Below are 17,986 nucleotides of genomic sequence, written 5' to 3'. Positions count from 1 at the left end.
AACGCCGAGACGATGACTTCGTCATCGCCTACCGTGAATACCTGCTCGCCGCGTAGGCCACCTCGCCATGGTCGATCACCACCACCATGATCACGACCGGGCTTGACAACCTATAGGAGCATCACGCCTCTTACAATGGCCGGATGAGCACTGTACTCCTGCCCACCCCGGCGGTGCCGCGACACCGGGCCCCCGCCTCGGCGATCCGCAGCCCGCAGGGCATTCGCAAGCGCGTCCTGTTGGCCGCCCCGCGCGGCTACTGCGCGGGTGTCGACCGCGCCGTGATCACCGTCGAACGCGCGCTGGAACACTACGGCGCACCCGTCTATGTGCGCAAGGAGATCGTGCACAACCGGCACGTGGTCGAGACCCTGGCGGCCCGCGGTGCGGTGTTCGTCGACGAATTGGACGAAGTGCCCACCGGGGCCAGGCTCGTCTTCTCCGCCCATGGGGTGTCGCCTGCGGTGTTGGATCAGGCCAGGGAACAGGAGCTGGACGCGATCGATGCGACGTGCCCCCTGGTCACGAAGGTGCATCGGGAGGCGGTGCGGTTCGCCAGGCAGGGCTATCACATGGTGATGATCGGCCACGCCGGGCACGAGGAGGTCGAGGGCACGATGGGAGAGGCCCCAGGGCTGATCACCCTGGTACAGAATCCGGCTGAGGCCCGCAGTGTCGAACTGCCGGCAGGGGTGCCCCTGGTGTGGATCTCACAGACGACCCTGAGCGTGGACGAGACGCTGGAGACCGTCGCCGTGCTCAGAGATCGGTTCCCCGGGCTGGTCGATCCGCCCAGCGATGACATCTGCTATGCCACGACCAACCGCCAGGCCGCAGTCAAGACGATCGCGCAGCGGGCGGATCTGCTCATCGTGGTCGGCAGCGCGAACTCCTCGAATTCCGTGCGCCTGGCCGAGGTCGCACGGCTCTCCGGTGCACGGGTTGCCAAACGCGTGGACAACGCGGGCGAGATCGATGAGGGGTGGTTCAACGATGTCGCCACCGTGGGGGTGACGAGCGGGGCCAGCGTCCCCGAGGCCCTGGTGCGCGATGTGCTGGGACTGCTGGCCGAGTACGGATTCGACGAAGTCGAGGAGGTCGAGACCACCACCGAGGACCTCATGTTCGCCCTGCCCAAGGAACTGCGCCGGGATCTCAAGGCCGCGGGCATCGCGTCTTCGAACAAGCCGGGCGGGGCGGATCGGCGTCATGACCTGCGCTGATGACTCCATCACATGTAGTGATTTGAACCACTTTATATATCGGGGTAATCTGGCTCACGCTCAAGTGAGAAGGAGGTCCCCGTGACTGATAGCACCACTGCAAGCCCCGGCCCCACGACCGGTTTCGAAGGCCAACCGTCGATGAAGAGACGCCTTGGTTTGATTTCCCTGAGTTTCATGGGCATCGGATCCATCATCGGCTCCGGCTGGCTGTTCGGCGCCTATAACGCCGCAATGATCGCGGGTCCCGCGGCCGTGTTCTCCTGGCTGATAGGCGGGGTGATGATCCTGGCGATCGCCTTCTGCTTCGCCGAAATCGGCCCGATGTTCCCCGTCTCCGGCGGTGTGGTGCGCTATCCGCACTTGGTCTGGGGGTCCCTGGGATCGTATGCCCTTGGTTTCGTCATGTGGGTCGCCGCAGCGGCCACGCCGGCGATCGAGGTCATGGCCGTCTTGACGTACGGGACCAAATTCGCGCCCTTCACCACCGCGGTCGTCGGCAGCAGCGGCACCACCTCGCATGTGCTCACTCCCATGGGGATCGTCGTGGGCATCGTGCTGATGGCGGTGTTCACCGGACTGAACTACTTCGGAATCCGGCTCTTCGCCCGGATCAACGACGTCATGGTCTGGTGGAAGCTGTTCATGATCGTCCTGGTGGTCGCGGTCTTCCTGATCTGTGGCTTCTTCACGATGAAGATGGGCGGGCCCTCGAATTTCACCTCCCACGGCTTCGCCCCGCACGGCTTCGCCGCTGTCCTGACCTCCGTGGCGACCGCGGGAATCGTGTTCTCCTATACGGGCTTCCGGCAGCCGATCGAATTGGCCGGCGAGACCAAGAACCCGAAACGGAACATTCCCCTGGCGATTCTGCTGTCGGTGGGTGTGTGCGCGATCATCTACGCGCTGCTGCAGTTGGCCTTCACCGTGGGTGTGCCCGCGGAGATCCTGGACCGCGCGGGATCGTGGACCGGCCTGAGCTTCGACGATGACTTCGGCCCGCTGGCCGCTCTGTCGACGCTGGCCGGCCTGGGTGTGCTCACGGCCCTGCTCTACATCGATGCGATCGTCTCGCCGGCCGACACCGGCCTCATCTTCGTCGGCGTGGCTGCACGGGTGTCCTATGCGATCTCCCGCAACGGGAACGCGCCTAAGTTCCTGGGGAAGATCTCCAAGCACGGTGTTCCCGCCGGCAGCCTGATCTTCACCTTCATCGTGGGCTGTGTGCTGCTCATGCCCTTCCCCTCCTGGCAGGAGATGGTCGGGTTCATCACCTCCGGTTCGGTGATCTCCTTCGCCGCCGGCCCCCTGGTCCTGTCCGCACTGCGCAAACGGCTGCCCGAGCACCCGCGGCCATTCAAACTTCCCGGTGGGCAGTTCATCGCCATGGTCGCCTTCTGGTTCGCCAACCTCATCGTCTACTGGACGGGCTGGGAGACCAACGAGAAGCTGTTCATCGCGATCATCCTGGGCCTGATCGTGCTGGCCTGCATGTACCTCTTCGGCAAGAACGCTGACCATATCGCCAAACTGCACTGGCGCAACGGCGTCTGGGCCATCGTGTGGCTGGCGGGCCTGGCCCTGATCAGCTTCCTGATGGACCCCGCGCGCAATACTCAGGAGGGTTCGGATGCGACCCCGGCGGTGTTCTGGTGGGCGATTCCCGTGCTGCTGGTCTACAGCCTCGTCATCTTCTTCTGGGCGCAGAAGTCGGTGCTGCCCCATGACGATGTCGCACAGCGGGTGGCCGAGTTCGAACACGAGGCGAATTCCTCCGTGGAGGAGTGAGTGACAGGAGCGCTCCGTTCGGCCGGGTTGCGGAAAGGCCCGCCGGGCGGAGCGCTCTATGGTGTCCGAGATCTCTTCCCTTGCGGAATAGTTAAAGGTTGAAGTAAGTTGATCTGGACATGAAGAAATTCGGATTCTTGAGCTTCGGCCATTACGGGACCGGAGGCGGGTTGGGCAACCCCGATGCCCGCCAGTCCCTGCACGAGGCCATCGGCATAGCCCAGGCGGCAGACGACCTGGGTGTCAATGGCGCGTATTTCCGCGTCCACCACTGGCAGAAGCAGTCGGCATCGCCCATGCCGCTGCTGGCGGCGATCGCCGCCACGACGAAGTGCATCGAGGTCGGCACCGGTGTGATCGACATGCGCTACGAGAACCCGCTGTACATGGCGGAGGAAGCAGCGCAGCTGGACCTGATCGCCGATAACCGAGTGGCACTCGGCGTCAGCCGGGGGTCACCAGAACCCGCCCTGCGCGGTTATGAGGCCTTCGGCTACACCGGGTCCGAGGACGTGCGGGGGACTGATATCGCCCGAGCCCACTTCGGACTGTTCATGGACGCGATCCGCGGCCGCGGGGTCGGCCCGGCCGATCCCGCACAGTTCGGACGCACCGGGCTGTTGCGGGTCGAACCGCAGTCGCCGGGCCTGGACCGCCGCATCTGGTGGGGCGCCGGCAGCTTCCAGACCGCCAAATGGGCCGCGCAGCAGGGAGTGAACCTGATGAGCTCGACCCTGGTGGAAGAGGCCACCGGTCAGTCGCTGGGCGATCTGCAGAACGACCAGATCGAGGTCTACAAGGAGGCCTGGGCACAGGCCGGACACGACTGGACTCCGCGCATCTCCGTGAGCCGTTCGGTCTTCCCCATCGTCACCGAGGAGGACCGGCTCATGTATTCGGCCATGGGTGGTGATTCCGAGGATCAGATCGGCATCATCGACGGGCTGCAGACCACCTTCGGCAAGTCCTATGTGGGTGAACCCGATCAGCTGGTCGAGCAATTGCGCCAGGACAAGGCCGTGATGAACTCCGATACGCTCATGCTGACCATTCCCAGCCAATTGGGCGTGGACTTCAACGCCCGTCTGCTGGAGTCCTTCGCCAAGCACATCGCCCCCGAGCTGGGCTGGGAGCCCGCGAACTCCTAGCCGGTCGCGGATGTGGCACTGAGCCGTCGAGGCGCACTCGCCCGAGTGCGCCTCGACGGCTCCGTTGTGTCCAGGGCTGTTGCGGGCCGGATCGTGGTGGGTTCGAGCTTGCTAGGGTGAGGTGAAAAACGAAAGGCCGCCATGTCTGCCCACCGTGTCCTCCCGGCGTTGGTCGCCCTCGTGGTGATGACCACCTCGGCCTGTTCCTCCACACCGAAATCCAATGATGCTGCCCCCACCCCGGCTGCGTCCTCGGCGCCGAGTACCGGTGGGCAGGAGACGGCCGTCCCGACGAAGTCCGAAGGGGCCGCGGCGATCAACGGCCGCTGGTGCGATGTCTATCTGGACGATAGTGCGGACGCCTGCTTCGAAGTGAAACTGCCCAAGGTCGTATTCGACAGCGGCAGCTCCTACCGGATCGACCGATACGGTTCGCCCAAGGACCTGGGCGGGGGAGTGTTCCAGTTCGACCAGGACGGTGCCCCGTTCGGGCAGTATTATCCAGCGGGTGTGCCACTGCAGGGGTTTGATGCCGACACGTATGACTATGCAATCGGAGACCTGCGGCAGTATGACCGGATCTGGAATTCGCAGGACGGGCGATACGCCGTCAGGCAGGGGATTGAGCGAGGTGCATGTCCGGTGGGCGTGGAGCCCGCGGTGACGTGTCCCAAGCGATAGTGGGCCCCGGCGCCGTGTGGCCTGCGGCCCGGTAGACTTGGTGACCGTGGCTTTGACAATCGGAATCGTGGGACTGCCCAATGTCGGCAAGTCGACCATGTTTAATGCACTGACCAAGAACCAGGTACTCGCAGCGAACTACCCCTTCGCGACGATCGAGCCGAACGTAGGCGTGGTCGAACTCCCGGACAAGCGCCTGAACCGCCTGGCCGAGATCTTCGGTTCCGAGAAGATCCTGCCGGCCACCGTCAGCTTCGTCGACATCGCGGGCATCGTGCGCGGTGCCTCGGAGGGTGAGGGCCTGGGCAATCAGTTCCTGGCCAATATCCGCGAGGCCGACGCGATCTGCCAAGTGGTCCGCGGGTTCTCCGATCCGGACGTGGTCCACGTCGACGGCGCCGTCAGTCCTGCCTCCGACCTGGATACGATCAACACCGAGTTGATCATCGCCGATCTGCAGACCCTGGAGAAGGCGCTCCCCAGGATCGAAAAGGAAGTCAAGCGCAAGCAGGCCGAACCCGAGGTCCTGGATGCGATGAAGAAGGCCCAGGCGATCCTGGAGGACGGCCACACGCTGTACTCGCAGATGCAGCAGGGCAAGTTCGACGCCGAACCGATCCGCGAGCTGCAGCTGATGACCGCCAAGCCCTTCCTCTACGTCTTCAACGTCGACGATGACATCTTGGGCGATCCCGCGAAGAAGGACGAACTGCGCGCTCTGGTGGCGCCGGTCGAGGCGATCTTCCTCGACGCCAAGTTCGAGTCCGAACTGGCGGAGCTCGACGATGACGAGGCCCTGGAGATGCTGGAGCTGTCCGAGCAGGACGAGCCCGGCCTGGACCAGCTGGCCCGGGTGGGATTTGCCACCCTGGGTCTGCAGACCTACCTGACCGCCGGTCCCAAGGAATCGCGCGCCTGGACGATCCACCAGGGCGACACCGCCCCGCAGGCCGCCGGCGTCATCCACACGGACTTCGAACGCGGCTTCATCAAGGCCGAGATCGTGTCGTTTGAGGACCTGGACGAACTGGGGTCGATGGCCGAGGCGAAGGCCCACGGCAAGGTCCGCATGGAGGGCAAGGACTACGTCATGGTCGATGGGGATGTGGTGGAGTTCCGCTTCAACGTGTGAGCTCCGTGGTTCGACGGTGACGCAGTACCGCGATCGACGAGCCCTTTCCGCGATGGACGCGTGCGCCGTCGAGCGAGGAAGATGGCGGTATGACATCGAGTGCTGACCTCGCCGCACGGATCCGCAAGCTCGGTCTCCCGGAAGCAGTTGCGCGCATTGCGACTGAGGGCGGCGAGTCTGTCAGTCCGGCACTGTTCTATCGTGCCGATGCCGTATTTCGCGAGCCTGCAGAGGAGATCCAGCGCGGAACGGCTGAGGACCTGGTTCCGTTGTGGTCGTGCGGCACGCAGCACGCGTTCGCGGGGCAAGGTCGTTATCTCATCTGGGGGCCCGAGAGCGATGAGCCGGATGCGGTCTTCGCGACGTTCGCAGAGCTTGTGCGGGAACTGCTCACCGACCTCTGGGAAGACGAAGAGGACGAGGGTGAGCGGTCTCGTGTCGCGCATCTGCTGCTTCCTCATGATGAGGCTATCGCGGCTCTCGCCCCTCGCGAGCGCTGAACCGCTGCACGGTCGTTGCCGAGCTCGGCGTGCTCGATCTCTGGGCCGCGGTAAGCGGTGCAGCTCGACTAGCCGGAGCGCTTCGCGGAACCCTGACTGCGGTCTCTGCCGATCCTGGAGCGAGCTCTTCGCTCGACCCCGTCGACTCATTGTCCGGGAATCGCCTGGGGATGGCGTCAGGGCTTCTGATCGGTGAGGCGTGTGAGCCACTCGATGAGCAGCTGCGTCTGAGTCTGCCCGAGCACCTCGGGCTGGGAGGCAGCAATCTCGATGGTGGTCGCCAGGGGAGTCGCGGCTCGCGCGTCCGTGCCGGTGATCGCCGCGATCGTGCCCTCACGGACGGCGGTTGAGAGCGTCGGGTCGGGCTGGGCAAGGATGATCTGGCGCAGCGTGACACCGATGTTGGTGACGAGCACATGCGCAGCGGCCTGATCCGGGGGCACGACAAGGCGGCCCTGGGCGGCAGCGCGGGCCGCGAGGCCGCGCAGGATCTCGCTGGGCCGAGACTGCGCAGCGGGGGAGTGGCCGGGGCGCACCTTCCCGTACATGAGCGTGTAGAAGCCCGGGTTGGCCAGGCCGAAGGAGACGTGTGCGTCCCAGCCGGCTCGGATGTCCTGGATGGGGTCGCCGGAGGACTCCATCGACGCCTTCTGTCCGAGGTACAGGTCGAAGCCGTGCTCGACGACAGCATCGATGAGGCCCTGCTTCGATCCGAAGAAGTGATACAGCGTCGGCATTTTCACGCCGACGGCGTCGCACACGGCCCGCAGGGAGAAGTCCTCCCCTGGGGCGGCGGCGATCAGGTCTGCCGCAGCGGCGATCAGCCGTCCTCGTGTATCGCTTCCGACTGCACCTGTCATGCTGATACAGTACCTGATGTAGCAGTGGCATACTGTTACATATCAATGATACGAAGGGCTGACATGACGGACCATACACTCTCCGGCAAGAACGTTCTGATCGCAGGCGGGGCGAAGAACCTCGGCGGCCTCGTCGCCCGCCAGGCTGCGCAGGTCGGCGCAAATGTCGCGATTCACTTCAACTCCGAAGCCAGTCGGGTCGATGCCGAGCAGACGCTAGCGGCTGTCGAGGCATCGGGCGTCAAGGGTGCGATCATCCAGGCTGACCTGACGGTGCCGGCTAACGTCGCCCGCCTGTTTGCGGACGCGGAGGCGGCGATCGGCACGATCGACGTGGCGGTGAACACCGCGGGCAAGGTGCTGCGAAAGCCGATCGTCGAGACCACCGAGGACGAGTACGACTCGATGTTCGACATCAACTCCAAGGCCGCCTACTTCTTCATCCAGGAGGCGGGCAAGCACCTGGCCGACGGTGGAAAGATCATCACGATCGTCACCTCGCTGCTGGCAGCGTTCACCGACGGTTACTCGACCTACGCCGGCGGCAAGTCTCCCGTCGAGCACTTCACCCGCGCCGCGGCCAAGGAGTTCGCGGGCCGCTGGATCTCTGTCACGGCCATCGCGCCGGGCCCGATGGACACGCCGTTCTTCTACGGACAGGAGACCCCGGAGCGAGTCGAGTTCCATAAGTCCCAGGGGATGGGCAACCAGCTCACCAAGATCGAGGACATCGCCCCGATCGTGCGCTTTCTCGCCACCGAGGGCTGGTGGATCACCGGCCAGACCATCCTGGCCAACGGCGGATACACCACCCGCTGAGCCGACATTTCCGCACCGACAACGAGACCATGGAGAATTCCATCATGACCACGCAACAGATTCCTGAGCCGGTCGCGTCATTCCTGGAGCGCGTGAACGCCCACGACGACGAGGCATTCCTCGACGCCTTCACCTCCGCCGGGGCTGTTGACGATTGGGGGCGCACGTTCACCGGCCGGGAGCAGATCAAGGCATGGAGCGATAGAGAGTTCATCGGCTCCCGCGGCACCTTGACTGTCGAAGAGGTTGGAACCACGGGCAGCACTGTCACCGTCATCGGTGACTGGCGTTCCAACCATGCCAACGGCCGTTCGACGTTTGTCTTCGAGATCGATGGCGACAAGCTCACCAAGATGACCATCCGCGAAGGCTGAAGACCGCGACAGGCGGACGTCGATCCGGTCGACGCCCGCCTGCCGCTGTTGCCGTGCCGAGCCACGTTGTGAGGACCCACCGCATGACCATCGTTCCGCTAGCACGCCCCGGGAACCGTCGATCCGAAGTCGGGCCGGTCGAGCTCTTCTTCGACCTGGTCTACGTCTTCGCCATCATCCAGCTCTCACATCTGCTCATCGAGCACCTGTCGTGGACGGGGGCAGCGCAGACCATGGTCGTCTTCGCCGCAGTGTGGTGGGGGTGGAACTACACCGCGTGGGCGATGAACTGGCTCGACCCGTCCCGCACGGCCGTGCAACTGCTCTCCGGGGTCCTCATGCTCGCCGCACTCGGCATGGCCATCGCCATCCCCAGCGCGTTCGGCGACGGCGCATGGCTGTTCGTCGGCTGCTACCTGTTCATGGGGATCCTACGGCCGGTGTTCATGATGATCGCACACCGCGGACAGCAGCTCGCGTCGAACTACCGGATGCTGCTGCTGTGGACCCTGCTCGCAGGCATCTTCTGGGTCATGGGGGCTGCACTGCCCGCCGAATGGCGGCTGCTGGCCTGGTTGATCGCCGTCCTCATCGACTACGCCGCGCCACTGGCCGACTACAGGATCCCGGGGATCGGTGCTGCGCCCATGAGCGCGTGGGACACCGACGCTGAACACCTCGCCGAACGCAACCGCCTCGTCTTCATCATCGCCCTCGGCGAGTCTGTGCTGCTCATGGGCGGCACAATCGTCACCCACGGACAACTCACAGTCGCTCTGGCGGTGAGCGTGCTGGTGGGCTTCGCCTCCCTGTTCGTCCTCTGGTGGAACTACTTCGCCCTCGCCGGGCCGGAGACCGCGGGGGGTGACTCCTCCACAGGTGCGCTGCGGTCCGCATATGCCTACGCGCACGCACTCATGGTGCTGGGGGCGATCCTCGTCGCGGTATCCATTGAGCTGCGTCTCTCACACGAGCACCTCACGCCCGCGATCGTCCTCGTCACGGTCGCAGGACCGATCGTCTACCTCATCGGAAACGTCCTGTTCCTGCGCTCCAGGTTCGGTCGATTGGCGCGGTCCCGCTTTATCGCTGTAGGCGTACTCGCCCTCATTGGTCTGGGCGCAGTGCTTCTCGACCATCAGCTGCCGGTGATCCTGCTCAGCGTCTCGGTACTCGCCGTGACCGCCATACTTGCCGCGCGTACAGCTCATCTCAGGCAGACCAGCACACCACACAAATGATCTGCTAGAGCCCGAGATGGTTCTTAGTGCCGGAATGTGGTGGAGTTCCGCTTCAATGTGTAGGGAGCCGGCCTGACCAGGGGCTGTGTTGCTTGGGCCCTGCGGGCAAGGGGTCTGAGTGTTCCGATCCAACGTCTGGCGATAGGTCCATAGATGCCTTCTGCGGCCCGAACACATCTCTCGTTGTCGGTGGCCATAGCTAAGATTCCGATGGACCTGCTCCACTGCGAAGGGACCACGATGGGGCGGACATCGCGGTGGCCGCCGCGCGTGAGCTGTGGGACGCCGGCCTCACCACCCCCGGCGCACATGCGCGCCTCGACGCACCGCCAGCGCGTCGCCGCGCTGGGCCGCGCCGGCTACCGCCGCTACGACGAGAGCACTGCGACCCGCCTGGGCCGCATGCCCGCGCACCTGCTCGCGGACTACGGCGGTGACCTGCGTCGGCTGCGTGCAACGGGGCACGGGGAGCCCGCGGCCCTGAGCCGCCTGCTGCGCGCCTTTCCCGGCATTGGGCCCGCCGGGGCGCAGATCTTCCTGCGCGAGTTCCAGGGGAGCGGGCGCCGGGCCGCGCCCTTGCCGTGCGCGGAAAAATGAGTAAGCTCAAAAATAGGCGCGCAGGTTGCGCGGCTGCCGCCCCGGCGGCCCATCGAGGAGGAACACCATGAGCGACATCGCCCGCGTCACCGTGCTGGGTGCCGGAGTGCTCGGCGCCCAGATCGCCTACCAGACCGCCTACTCCGGCTTCGACGTCACCGTCTACGACATCGGCGACGAGGCCCTGAGCGCCGGCCGCAAGCGCCTGGACGCGCTCGTCACCGCCTACCGGGCCGAGGTCGAGGGCTCCACCGAGGCCAGCACGCAGGCAGCGCTCGAGCGCCTGGCGATGACGACGGACCTCGCGCAGGCCGCGGGGAATGCCGATCTCATCATCGAGGCCGTCCCGGAGCGCCTCGACATAAAGCGCGAGACCTACGAGAAGCTCGCGGCGCTCGCCCCCGAGCACACGATCTTCGCGACGAACTCCTCGACCCTGCTGCCCAGCGACATGAAGGACTTCACGGGGCGTCCCGACCGCTTCCTCGCCCTGCACTTCGCCAACCAGATCTGGAAGTTCAACACCGCCGAGGTCATGGGCACAGCGGAGACGAGCCCCGCGGTCTTCGACACGGTCGTGGAGTTCGCCCGCGCCATCGGCATGGTGCCCATCCCCGTGCTCAAGGAGCGCCCCGGCTACGTGCTCAACTCGCTGCTCGTGCCCTTCCTCAATGCGGCCCTCGACCTGGCGGCGGGCGGCTACGCACAGCCAGAGGACGTCGACAACGTCTGGCGGATCGCCACGGGCGCGCCCATGGGACCGTTCCAGATCTACGACGTCGTGGGCCTTGGCACCGCCTACAACATCCTGTCGAGCGGCGATGAGCACAGCCAGCGCCTCGCCGCCTGGCTCAAGGAGCACTACATCGACCGCGGACGCATGGGCGCCGGCGCGGGCGGCGGCTTCTACGACGACCCGCAGGGCTGAGTCCCGCCCGCTCTGTGGTGGAGGTGGGCCGCGCTCGGTAGGCTCGACCTGCCGCGCCACGGGTGCGGCGGGCGCGCCGCCGGGCGGCCCGGTCGCGAGGAGGTCCGTGTGGGTGCAGCGCTGAGGGACGGCGATTCCGAGGCGGGCCCGGCCCGCCGGGAGACAGCCGCCGACCGCCGCGAATGGGCCGCCATGTGCCGCCACGTCCGCGTGCCCACGATGTGGGGCATCCCCCTGCGCCTCTTCCTGCTCGCCATCGGCGCCGTGCTGCCTGCCCTCGACCGCGCGCTCGCGCCGCCGCTGCACTACCCGCAGCTCGACGCGGGGGGCCGTGGGCTCGCTGCTGGGCATCATCTCCGGGGCCATGGTCACCTTGGCCGGCCTCGTCTTCAGCGCGCTGACGCCCGCCATGAGCCGGGGCGTCACCGCCCTGTCCGTGCGCATATCGCCGGTCTTCCAGGCCGATCGCGAGGGCCGGCGCCAGGGCCGCCAGGCGGCGGGCAGGCGGGATTCGGAGCCGAGGGGAGCGGTGGGCGACATGGGACCAGCCTAGGCGCGCCTCGGGACCGGGCCCGAGGCGCACCCGCGGTGGGCGGGGCTCAGATGAGCCCGTGCTCCTCGAGGAGCTGGCCGATCTCCCCGTGCTCGAGCCTGCCGCGCAGGTAGCCGCGCAGCGCGGCCGGGCCGGGCATCTCCACCTTCTTGCCGTCGCGCATGCGCGCCGAGGCCTCGAGCAGGTCGCGCACATCGTACGTGGAACCCCAGGTCTCCGGCACGCCGCGCTCCACGTCGAGGAGTTCGTAAACGGCCTCCATGCCGGTGCGCACCGAGTACTCGGTCGTGAAGATCGTGTCGCGGCCGGTCTCCGCGAACTGCCCGAGGAACGCGAAGTTCGCCGCCCCCTCCGGCACGACCTGCGGCCGGTCACCCGCGCGGCGGGGCATGAAGAAGCTCGTCACGTAGGGCATCATGACCGGCACGCACCGGGCGCCGGTCGCCGCGAGCTCGGGGATCTCCTCGACGGGCACGCCCAGGTGGTAGAGCCACTCCTGGGTGATCTCCTCGCCGGTGCACTGCGCCAGGGGCTTCTTCACGTAGTCGCCGTCGACGTCGACGAACAGACCGTAGACCCAGACGACGATCTGATCCTTCGGCTGCTTTTTGAAGTGCGGCTGGCGATTGACCGTCCAGCTCAGCAGCCAGGAGGAGTCCTCGGCGGTGACGATGCCGCCGGTGACCACGCGGCCGCTGAACGGATCGCGCTGGGCGATGCGCTCGATGTAGGCGGGGATGCGCTCATCGAGCGTCGTGACGGTGGCCGATTCCCACTTCGTCTCCTCGATCGAGGAGCAGAAGACCTCCGGGCGCCCGAACGCCGGGTTCTTTCTCGCGATGCGCTTCCACAGGTCCCAGGCCGGGGCCGGGCCCTCGTTGAGGGCTGCGGGCGTGTGGTGGTCGCCGTCATCGGAGTTGTCCACGAGCGAGCCGATCGTCATGAGCGCGAGGTCGTGCTCGCCGAGCTCGATGGTCTCCTCGGCGCCGTCGCGGCGGCAGCGGATCGCGGTGGCGCGGATCTCGCCGTTGCGGTGGGCGAAGTCCACATCGAGGACCTCGGTGCCGGAGCGGAAGACGACGCCGTGCTCGGTGAGGTAGTGCATGAGCGGCAGGACGAAGGACTCGTACTGGTTGTACTTCGTGAACTTCAGCGCAGTGAAGTCGGGCAGCCCGCCGATGTGGTGGATGAAGCGGTGGAGGTAGAGCTTGAACTCGAGCGCGGAGTGCCACTCCTCGAAGGCGAACATCGTCCGCCAGTACATCCAGAACGGCGAGTCGAGGAACTCGCGGCCCATCACCTCGTCGATGCGCTTGCCCTCCATCTCGGAGCGCTCGGCGAGGAAGATCTTCAACAGGTCCTTCTGCGCCCGCTTCGGCAGGTCGAAGCGGCCCTCGTGGCCGGCGTCCTCGCCCTGGCGCACGGTGGCGCGACGCAGCGAGTAGTTGGGGTCGTCCTTGTTGAGCCAGTAGAACTCGTCGAGCACGGAGGCGTCCTCGAGCTCCAGGGAGGGGATGGAGCGCATCATGTCCCACAGGCACTCCATGTGGTTCTCCAGCTCCCGGCCGCCGCGGATGACGAAGCCCTTCTCTGGGACGTCGAGGCCGTCGAGGGCACCGCCGGAGGTCTCGCCCTTCTCGAGGATCGTGACGTTGGCGCCGGGGACCCCGGCGTCGCGGATGAGGAAGACGGCCGCCGCGAGCCCGGCCAGCCCGCTGCCGACGATGTACGCCTTCGTCTCCTGGGCGTGCCGCGCGGGGCGGGGGCGCGCGAATGCCTCGTAGTTGCCTGCCGTGTGTTCCATGGTCCGTCCTTCCCGACGAGGCCGGACGGCGGTCGTCCGGCCTCGTAATTGAGTGTACTCAATAATGAGTCGACTACAATCGCGGTGTGAGGACTCAGGATTCCATGCGGCACGGGCAAGCGGCGGCGCCGGGCAGGCGCGAGCGGGCGAAGGCGGACAAGCGCGCCCGCATCCTCGCCGCGGCGCTGGCGCTGTTCGAGGAGCGCGGGTTCGAGCGCACGTCGATGAGCGAGGTCGCGCGCGTCGCGGATGTGGCGCAGGGGACCGTCTTCCAGTACGCGGCCACGAAGGCGGAGCTGCTCATGATGGTCGCTGAGCCGCTCTGGGGCGCCCACGAGCAGGCGAACACGGCCCCGCCGCGCTCCGCGCCGGCGGCGGGGGAGACCGCGGCCCAGATCGCGGAGCTGATCTCGCCGTTCGTCGCCGCGATGCGCCGCTGGCCCGAGCCCACGACGTGGGTCGCCCGCGAGATCCTCTTCGGTGCGGATATGCCGCATCGCCGGCGGGTCCTCGACCACGTCGATCGCCTCGAAGAGCAGATCGCCGCGCGCCTGCAGGACGGCCGGGCCGACGCTTCCGGTGCGATCGGAGCGGCGCGGGACGGTGCGACAGGCACTGCTGGCGACGAGCCCGGTGCGGCTGCGGCGGCCGGCGCCCGCCTCATCGTCGCCGGGGTGCTGGCCGAGCTCAACCGCTCCCGGCAGAGACGGATCGACGGCGAGGACGTCGATGTGGTGCTCCGCCGGCTCATCGACCTCGTGGTGGCGGGGGCGGGCGCCGCCCGGTGACCCGGAAGCCGTCCGGGCCGTTCGAGCCGCCGCTGGCACCGGCCGGCGCCGCCGCGATTGCCCACCGCGTGGCCGGCAGGCGCGTGCCCGCCGGGGTCGTGTGGGGCCCACCGTCAGGTCCTCGCCCAGCAGGGCGGGGGCGATGGCGGCATCGGAGAACTCCATTGCCGGAGATGTCGTTGTCCTCGTAGACCCCTGCTGGAGTCCATCCTCTAGCCTTGATGAGCGCCTCGGCGTCCTCCCTGTGGCGGTCCATGCCCAGGCGACGGTTCTCGCGATACTGAGAGATCCGCAGGTAGACGGCGACCCGCCGAGGCTCAGCACTCATGGAGTCAATCTACGTCAAAGGTTATTCGGCTACGGAACGTGGTCGAGTTCCGGTTTAACGTATAGCGTTATTGACGTGTCGCGTTAGGTGTGGCGGCATTTCGTCATGATCAGATCGTTCGCCGACCGGGATACGGAGCGCGTGTGGTTCCGTAAACCTGTCAAGCGACTTGATCCGCGAATCCACAAAGCCGAGAACAGGAAGCTGCATCTTCTGGATGCGGCAACGACGTTACAAGTTCTGCGTGTCCCGCCCGGCAACCGCCTTGAGGCGTTGAAGGGCGACCGGCGGGGACAGTACAGCGTCCGGGTCAATGACCAGTGGAGGATCTGCTTCCGTTGGACGGATGCTGGGCCAGAAGACGTGAAGATCGAGGATTACCACTGAGGAGGCATGATGTCCGAGAAGCTCTACCCACCGATCCATCCTGGTGAGGTCTTGATGGAGGACTTCATCGGAGGATTCGGGATCACACAGCACAAGCTGGCCGTGTCCATTGGAGTACCTCCCCGTCGAATCAATGAGATCGTCCACGGCAAGCGTGCAATAACCGCTGACACTGCACTTCGGCTGGGGCGCTACTTTGGTACGGACCCCCAGTTCTGGCTGAATCTGCAGACTCGTTATGATCTGGAAATTGCCGAGGACCGAGCCGCCGGCCAGATCGCAGAGATTACCCCACTGAAGGTTGCGTGAGCGTGAACGAGTTGGCGGGTCTCCTCCGGTGTGCGGACGACGCAGAGGTGGAGACCGTCTGCCGTTACCAGCCCCGACATATTGAACTCACTCGGGCAGAGGCCGGCTGTCTTCTCTTTGAGGTTGTGCAAACGGGGGATCCGCTTATTTGGTCGGTTGCCGAGAGATTAGCTGATGAGTCAGGGTTTGACGCTCATCAGGCGTGAGTGCGGACGAGCGGCTGGGGACATGCAACTGCTGGAATCAGGCGGGACTACGCCTTCGGGACGAGTGCCAAATAGCTCGACAGTGCCAGAGATTGATTTGTGTCGGAATGTGGTGGAGTTTAGGTTCAATGTGTAACTTCTCGCTGAGCGAAGTGAGATGTATGGTGTCTTCGAGTAGCCGAGGCCGCATACTTGTATGACAGCTACGCCACTGACGACCTGGGTTCGTGGGTTCGTCGCTGAGAAGCAGTGAAGAGGGACAATGGACCAAGTCAATTATGACTATTGGACTACGATCGGGACGGTTGGCGCTGTTGTCGTGGCTCTGGTCGTTGCTCTCTGCCAAGCGACGGTCGCCATTGTTATTTCTGTACGCCGGCGTATTTTTGCACGGAGGAAAGTCGCCTCCTTGGTATCTGCTTGGCTTGAACACAGCTATAGTCCAAGTGCTGATGGAGATTACTATCAGCGATCAGTCTATCTGCATCTCGCAAATGAATCTGATGAGCCAGTTTTTAAAGCTGAAGTTACTTGCGGGATCGAGACTGGTGACGGTGTGATTCGACTCGGACCACTATCCGCACCGAGAGTGATTCCGGTCCTTCCACCGAAGCGAGAATTTGTCTACGACGTGACTATGGGGATGCTGGGTTTTGGTGAATTTGCTCACGATGCTTTCCGAGGGCTCGTAGCGGAGGTGGTTTTCAGCGATCACGAAGGTGGTCGGTGGAGACGGGAATTCGATGGAAAGCTAGAAAAAGTGAAAGGGCCAATCGCAGCAGCGATGATAGAGGCCGAGGATGAATTTTCTCTGGCTCAGGCCGGTCCTGTCGAGAATCCATATAATCCACTTGCAATTGTCTTTGCGTTTACTACAGTTGCGAACGATGAGAGTATTGCTGATCAACAATTTCACGAGTATTTGGTTGACCAAGCAGTTGGGTGGAACGAGACACCCGAAGACGAGTTGTTAGAAATTCGAAAAATACTTAGAACTGCTAACCTAGCGCTGCACGTCTGGTATCCGACGCCTCGCATAGCATACGTTCGTCTCCTCGATGATCGAGATACGCGCTGTGGGGCGCGGGGTGCGACGGTTCTGACGTTGGTGTGGCGCAATGGAGTCGGATGGACATTTTTTGGTATGGGTCCGTATTTACCTTGGAGTATTGGGTTCGAAGCGGGAGAGTTAGAAACTGATCCCCTTGATGGTAGGGAGCATTAATCGCGTTGTAGAGGTTGCTCCGTGTCGGAACTCGGTGGAGTTCCGGTTTAACGTATAGCGGAATACCCCTCTGGAGGAGGAAAGAAGTGAGTTTGCGCAGCCGTGATTCTGCAGTCTGTATTCGGCCGGTGAACGGCGCGAGGGAGTATCCCAGGCTTGTCGAGATCTGGCGGAGCGCTGTAGATGCGACGCACGACTTCTTGGCTCCGGTGCATCGTGACCAGATTCAGTCGCAACTTGAGTCGGACTACCTGCCAGAAGTCGACGTGTACGTGGCAGAGCGTGGCGGTGTGGTCTCGGGGTTCGCAGGTGTCGGAGAGCGCCGACTGGAGATGCTCTTTGTTGACGCCTGTCAGCGAGCCAGCGGGATCGGTTCTGCATTGTTGGAGGCCGTCGTCGCCAGAAACGGTGTGACAACCGTTGACGTCAACGAGCAGAACACGCAGGCCTCCGAGTTCTACCGTCGGCACGGGTTCGTGGTCGTTGGTCGAAGCGAGGCGGACCAGCAGGGTCTTCCGTATCCGTTACTGCACATGGCGTTGTCGGGAGGAGAAGTAACCGGTGATGTGGTGGGGTTCCGTTTCCACGTCTGACACTGAGTTTCGAAGCGCTCCTCGGCGGCTGACATTCGTCCTATCTGCAATGAGCCCTTATAGAATCACGGGGTCCACGTCGGCGGACTGCATCATGTCCATCAGCGACGTAGCGCGAGTGAGTTCCGGTTCTAGCGATTGGGAGTCCTCGCGGGGGACCTATATCACGCGATATCATGGACGAATGAGCACCGTGGTTCGTGAGATCAGGGAATCCGCCGGTCTGAGTCAGGCGGAGTTGGCAACGCGCTCGGGCGTCGCACAGCCGAACATTGCGGCCTATGAGTCGGGGAGCCGACGGGCATCGCCACAGATGATCGAACGGCTGCGTCGCGCAGCCAAACCGTTGCCACATGAGGCGCTTGCCGCGCATGCCCTGACTTCCACAACGTTAGTTACCCTGGCGGGGTGACGGCGTCGCGGATATAGGCGGCAGCCTCGGTGATGGGGTCGGCCGCGGCGATCGTGTGCCCGGCGATCGTCACACTAGTCTCGACGATCG

The 17,986-nt window shown here is 64.8% G+C and carries 21 protein-coding genes; 19 read left to right on the top strand and 2 right to left on the bottom strand.

Translation table 11 applies throughout. The features are described from left to right. Window positions 1-143 precede the first annotated feature (143 nt). The 6 genes from NQ036_RS15015 (at window position 144) to NQ036_RS14990 (ending at window position 6,472) form a co-directional block, all read left to right on the top strand. Entirely contained in the window at window positions 144-1,223 is a 1,080-nt protein-coding gene (locus NQ036_RS15015) for a 4-hydroxy-3-methylbut-2-enyl diphosphate reductase (RefSeq protein ID WP_257059917.1), read from the top strand. Between the two features lie 81 nt (window positions 1,224-1,304). Then, a complete protein-coding gene (locus tag NQ036_RS15010) occupies window positions 1,305-3,011 on the top strand; it encodes an APC family permease (RefSeq protein ID WP_257059915.1) in 1,707 nt (568 codons plus the stop codon). 119 nt (window positions 3,012-3,130) lie between these two features. Beyond that, on the top strand, window positions 3,131-4,159 hold the full coding sequence (locus tag NQ036_RS15005; RefSeq protein ID WP_257059913.1) for an LLM class flavin-dependent oxidoreductase: 1,029 nt from the start codon (window positions 3,131-3,133) through the stop codon (window positions 4,157-4,159). 141 nt (window positions 4,160-4,300) lie between these two features. Continuing rightward, window positions 4,301-4,840, top strand: coding sequence for a hypothetical protein (locus NQ036_RS15000; protein ID WP_257059910.1), 540 nt, complete (start codon window positions 4,301-4,303; stop codon window positions 4,838-4,840). A gap of 46 nt (window positions 4,841-4,886) precedes the next feature. Beyond that, window positions 4,887-5,972: a redox-regulated ATPase YchF gene (gene ychF / locus NQ036_RS14995; RefSeq protein WP_257048652.1), complete on the top strand. Its 1,086-nt coding sequence runs from the start codon at window positions 4,887-4,889 to the stop codon at window positions 5,970-5,972. Window positions 5,973-6,061: 89 nt separating this feature from the next. Continuing rightward, entirely contained in the window at window positions 6,062-6,472 is a 411-nt protein-coding gene (locus NQ036_RS14990; RefSeq protein ID WP_257048651.1) for a hypothetical protein, read from the top strand. Window positions 6,473-6,648: 176 nt separating this feature from the next. Here NQ036_RS14990 and NQ036_RS14985 read toward each other — a convergent pair whose 3' ends face one another. After that, window positions 6,649-7,332 (bottom strand): TetR/AcrR family transcriptional regulator, encoded by a 684-nt coding sequence (locus tag NQ036_RS14985; RefSeq protein WP_257048650.1) that lies wholly within the window; start codon window positions 7,330-7,332, stop codon window positions 6,649-6,651. Between the two features lie 63 nt (window positions 7,333-7,395). Here NQ036_RS14985 and NQ036_RS14980 point away from each other — a divergent pair, with 63 nt between their 5' ends. The 6 genes from NQ036_RS14980 to NQ036_RS14955 all read left to right on the top strand — a co-directional run bounded on the left by NQ036_RS14980 (window position 7,396) and on the right by NQ036_RS14955 (window position 11,844). Further along, the gene (locus tag NQ036_RS14980) at window positions 7,396-8,151 is read left to right on the top strand and encodes an SDR family oxidoreductase (protein WP_257048649.1); all 756 of its coding nucleotides are present in this window, start codon (window positions 7,396-7,398) and stop codon (window positions 8,149-8,151) included. A gap of 44 nt (window positions 8,152-8,195) precedes the next feature. Beyond that, window positions 8,196-8,525 (top strand): nuclear transport factor 2 family protein, encoded by a 330-nt coding sequence (locus NQ036_RS14975; RefSeq protein ID WP_257048648.1) that lies wholly within the window; start codon window positions 8,196-8,198, stop codon window positions 8,523-8,525. Window positions 8,526-8,608: 83 nt separating this feature from the next. Further along, window positions 8,609-9,766, top strand: a complete 1,158-nt coding sequence (locus NQ036_RS14970; protein ID WP_257059907.1) for a low temperature requirement protein A — start codon at window positions 8,609-8,611, stop codon at window positions 9,764-9,766. A 270-nt stretch (window positions 9,767-10,036) separates the two neighbouring features. Continuing rightward, window positions 10,037-10,363, top strand: coding sequence for a hypothetical protein (locus tag NQ036_RS14965; RefSeq protein ID WP_257048643.1), 327 nt, complete (start codon window positions 10,037-10,039; stop codon window positions 10,361-10,363). A 67-nt stretch (window positions 10,364-10,430) separates the two neighbouring features. Next, on the top strand, window positions 10,431-11,291 hold the full coding sequence (locus NQ036_RS14960; protein WP_257048641.1) for a 3-hydroxyacyl-CoA dehydrogenase: 861 nt from the start codon (window positions 10,431-10,433) through the stop codon (window positions 11,289-11,291). A gap of 331 nt (window positions 11,292-11,622) precedes the next feature. Further along, entirely contained in the window at window positions 11,623-11,844 is a 222-nt protein-coding gene (locus NQ036_RS14955) for a DUF2254 domain-containing protein (RefSeq protein ID WP_257048639.1), read from the top strand. Window positions 11,845-11,890: 46 nt separating this feature from the next. On the opposite strand, the gene NQ036_RS14950 is transcribed toward NQ036_RS14955, so the two are convergent. Then, the gene (locus tag NQ036_RS14950; RefSeq protein WP_257048638.1) at window positions 11,891-13,648 is read right to left on the bottom strand and encodes an oleate hydratase; all 1,758 of its coding nucleotides are present in this window, start codon (window positions 13,646-13,648) and stop codon (window positions 11,891-11,893) included. An 86-nt stretch (window positions 13,649-13,734) separates the two neighbouring features. Between NQ036_RS14950 and NQ036_RS14945 the strand changes: the two genes are divergently transcribed. The 7 genes from NQ036_RS14945 (at window position 13,735) to NQ036_RS14920 (ending at window position 17,896) form a co-directional block, all read left to right on the top strand. Beyond that, window positions 13,735-14,436: a TetR/AcrR family transcriptional regulator gene (locus NQ036_RS14945; protein WP_257059905.1), complete on the top strand. Its 702-nt coding sequence runs from the start codon at window positions 13,735-13,737 to the stop codon at window positions 14,434-14,436. A 433-nt stretch (window positions 14,437-14,869) separates the two neighbouring features. Then, window positions 14,870-15,151, top strand: a complete 282-nt coding sequence (locus NQ036_RS14940) for a type II toxin-antitoxin system RelE/ParE family toxin (protein WP_257048637.1) — start codon at window positions 14,870-14,872, stop codon at window positions 15,149-15,151. 9 nt (window positions 15,152-15,160) lie between these two features. Continuing rightward, complete coding sequence (locus tag NQ036_RS14935) at window positions 15,161-15,460, top strand: HigA family addiction module antitoxin (RefSeq protein ID WP_257048752.1); 300 nt, start codon at window positions 15,161-15,163, stop codon at window positions 15,458-15,460. Next, window positions 15,457-15,666, top strand: a complete 210-nt coding sequence (locus NQ036_RS15880) for a putative quinol monooxygenase (protein WP_373566600.1) — start codon at window positions 15,457-15,459, stop codon at window positions 15,664-15,666. The genes NQ036_RS14935 and NQ036_RS15880 overlap by 4 nt, the downstream gene beginning before the upstream one ends. A 262-nt stretch (window positions 15,667-15,928) precedes the next feature. Beyond that, entirely contained in the window at window positions 15,929-16,891 is a 963-nt protein-coding gene (locus NQ036_RS14930; RefSeq protein WP_257059902.1) for a hypothetical protein, read from the top strand. Window positions 16,892-16,977: 86 nt separating this feature from the next. Then, complete coding sequence (locus NQ036_RS14925; RefSeq protein WP_257048635.1) at window positions 16,978-17,484, top strand: GNAT family N-acetyltransferase; 507 nt, start codon at window positions 16,978-16,980, stop codon at window positions 17,482-17,484. A 184-nt stretch (window positions 17,485-17,668) separates the two neighbouring features. Then, window positions 17,669-17,896, top strand: a complete 228-nt coding sequence (locus tag NQ036_RS14920; protein ID WP_257059899.1) for a helix-turn-helix transcriptional regulator — start codon at window positions 17,669-17,671, stop codon at window positions 17,894-17,896. Window positions 17,897-17,986 lie beyond the last annotated feature (90 nt).

Source organism: Brevibacterium sp. 91QC2O2 (assembly GCF_024580695.1).
Classification (GTDB): Bacteria; Actinomycetota; Actinomycetes; order Actinomycetales; family Brevibacteriaceae; genus Brevibacterium; species Brevibacterium moorei.
The sequence above is the reverse complement of the archived record's forward strand: the minus strand, read 5'-3'. Positions and strand labels throughout refer to the sequence as shown.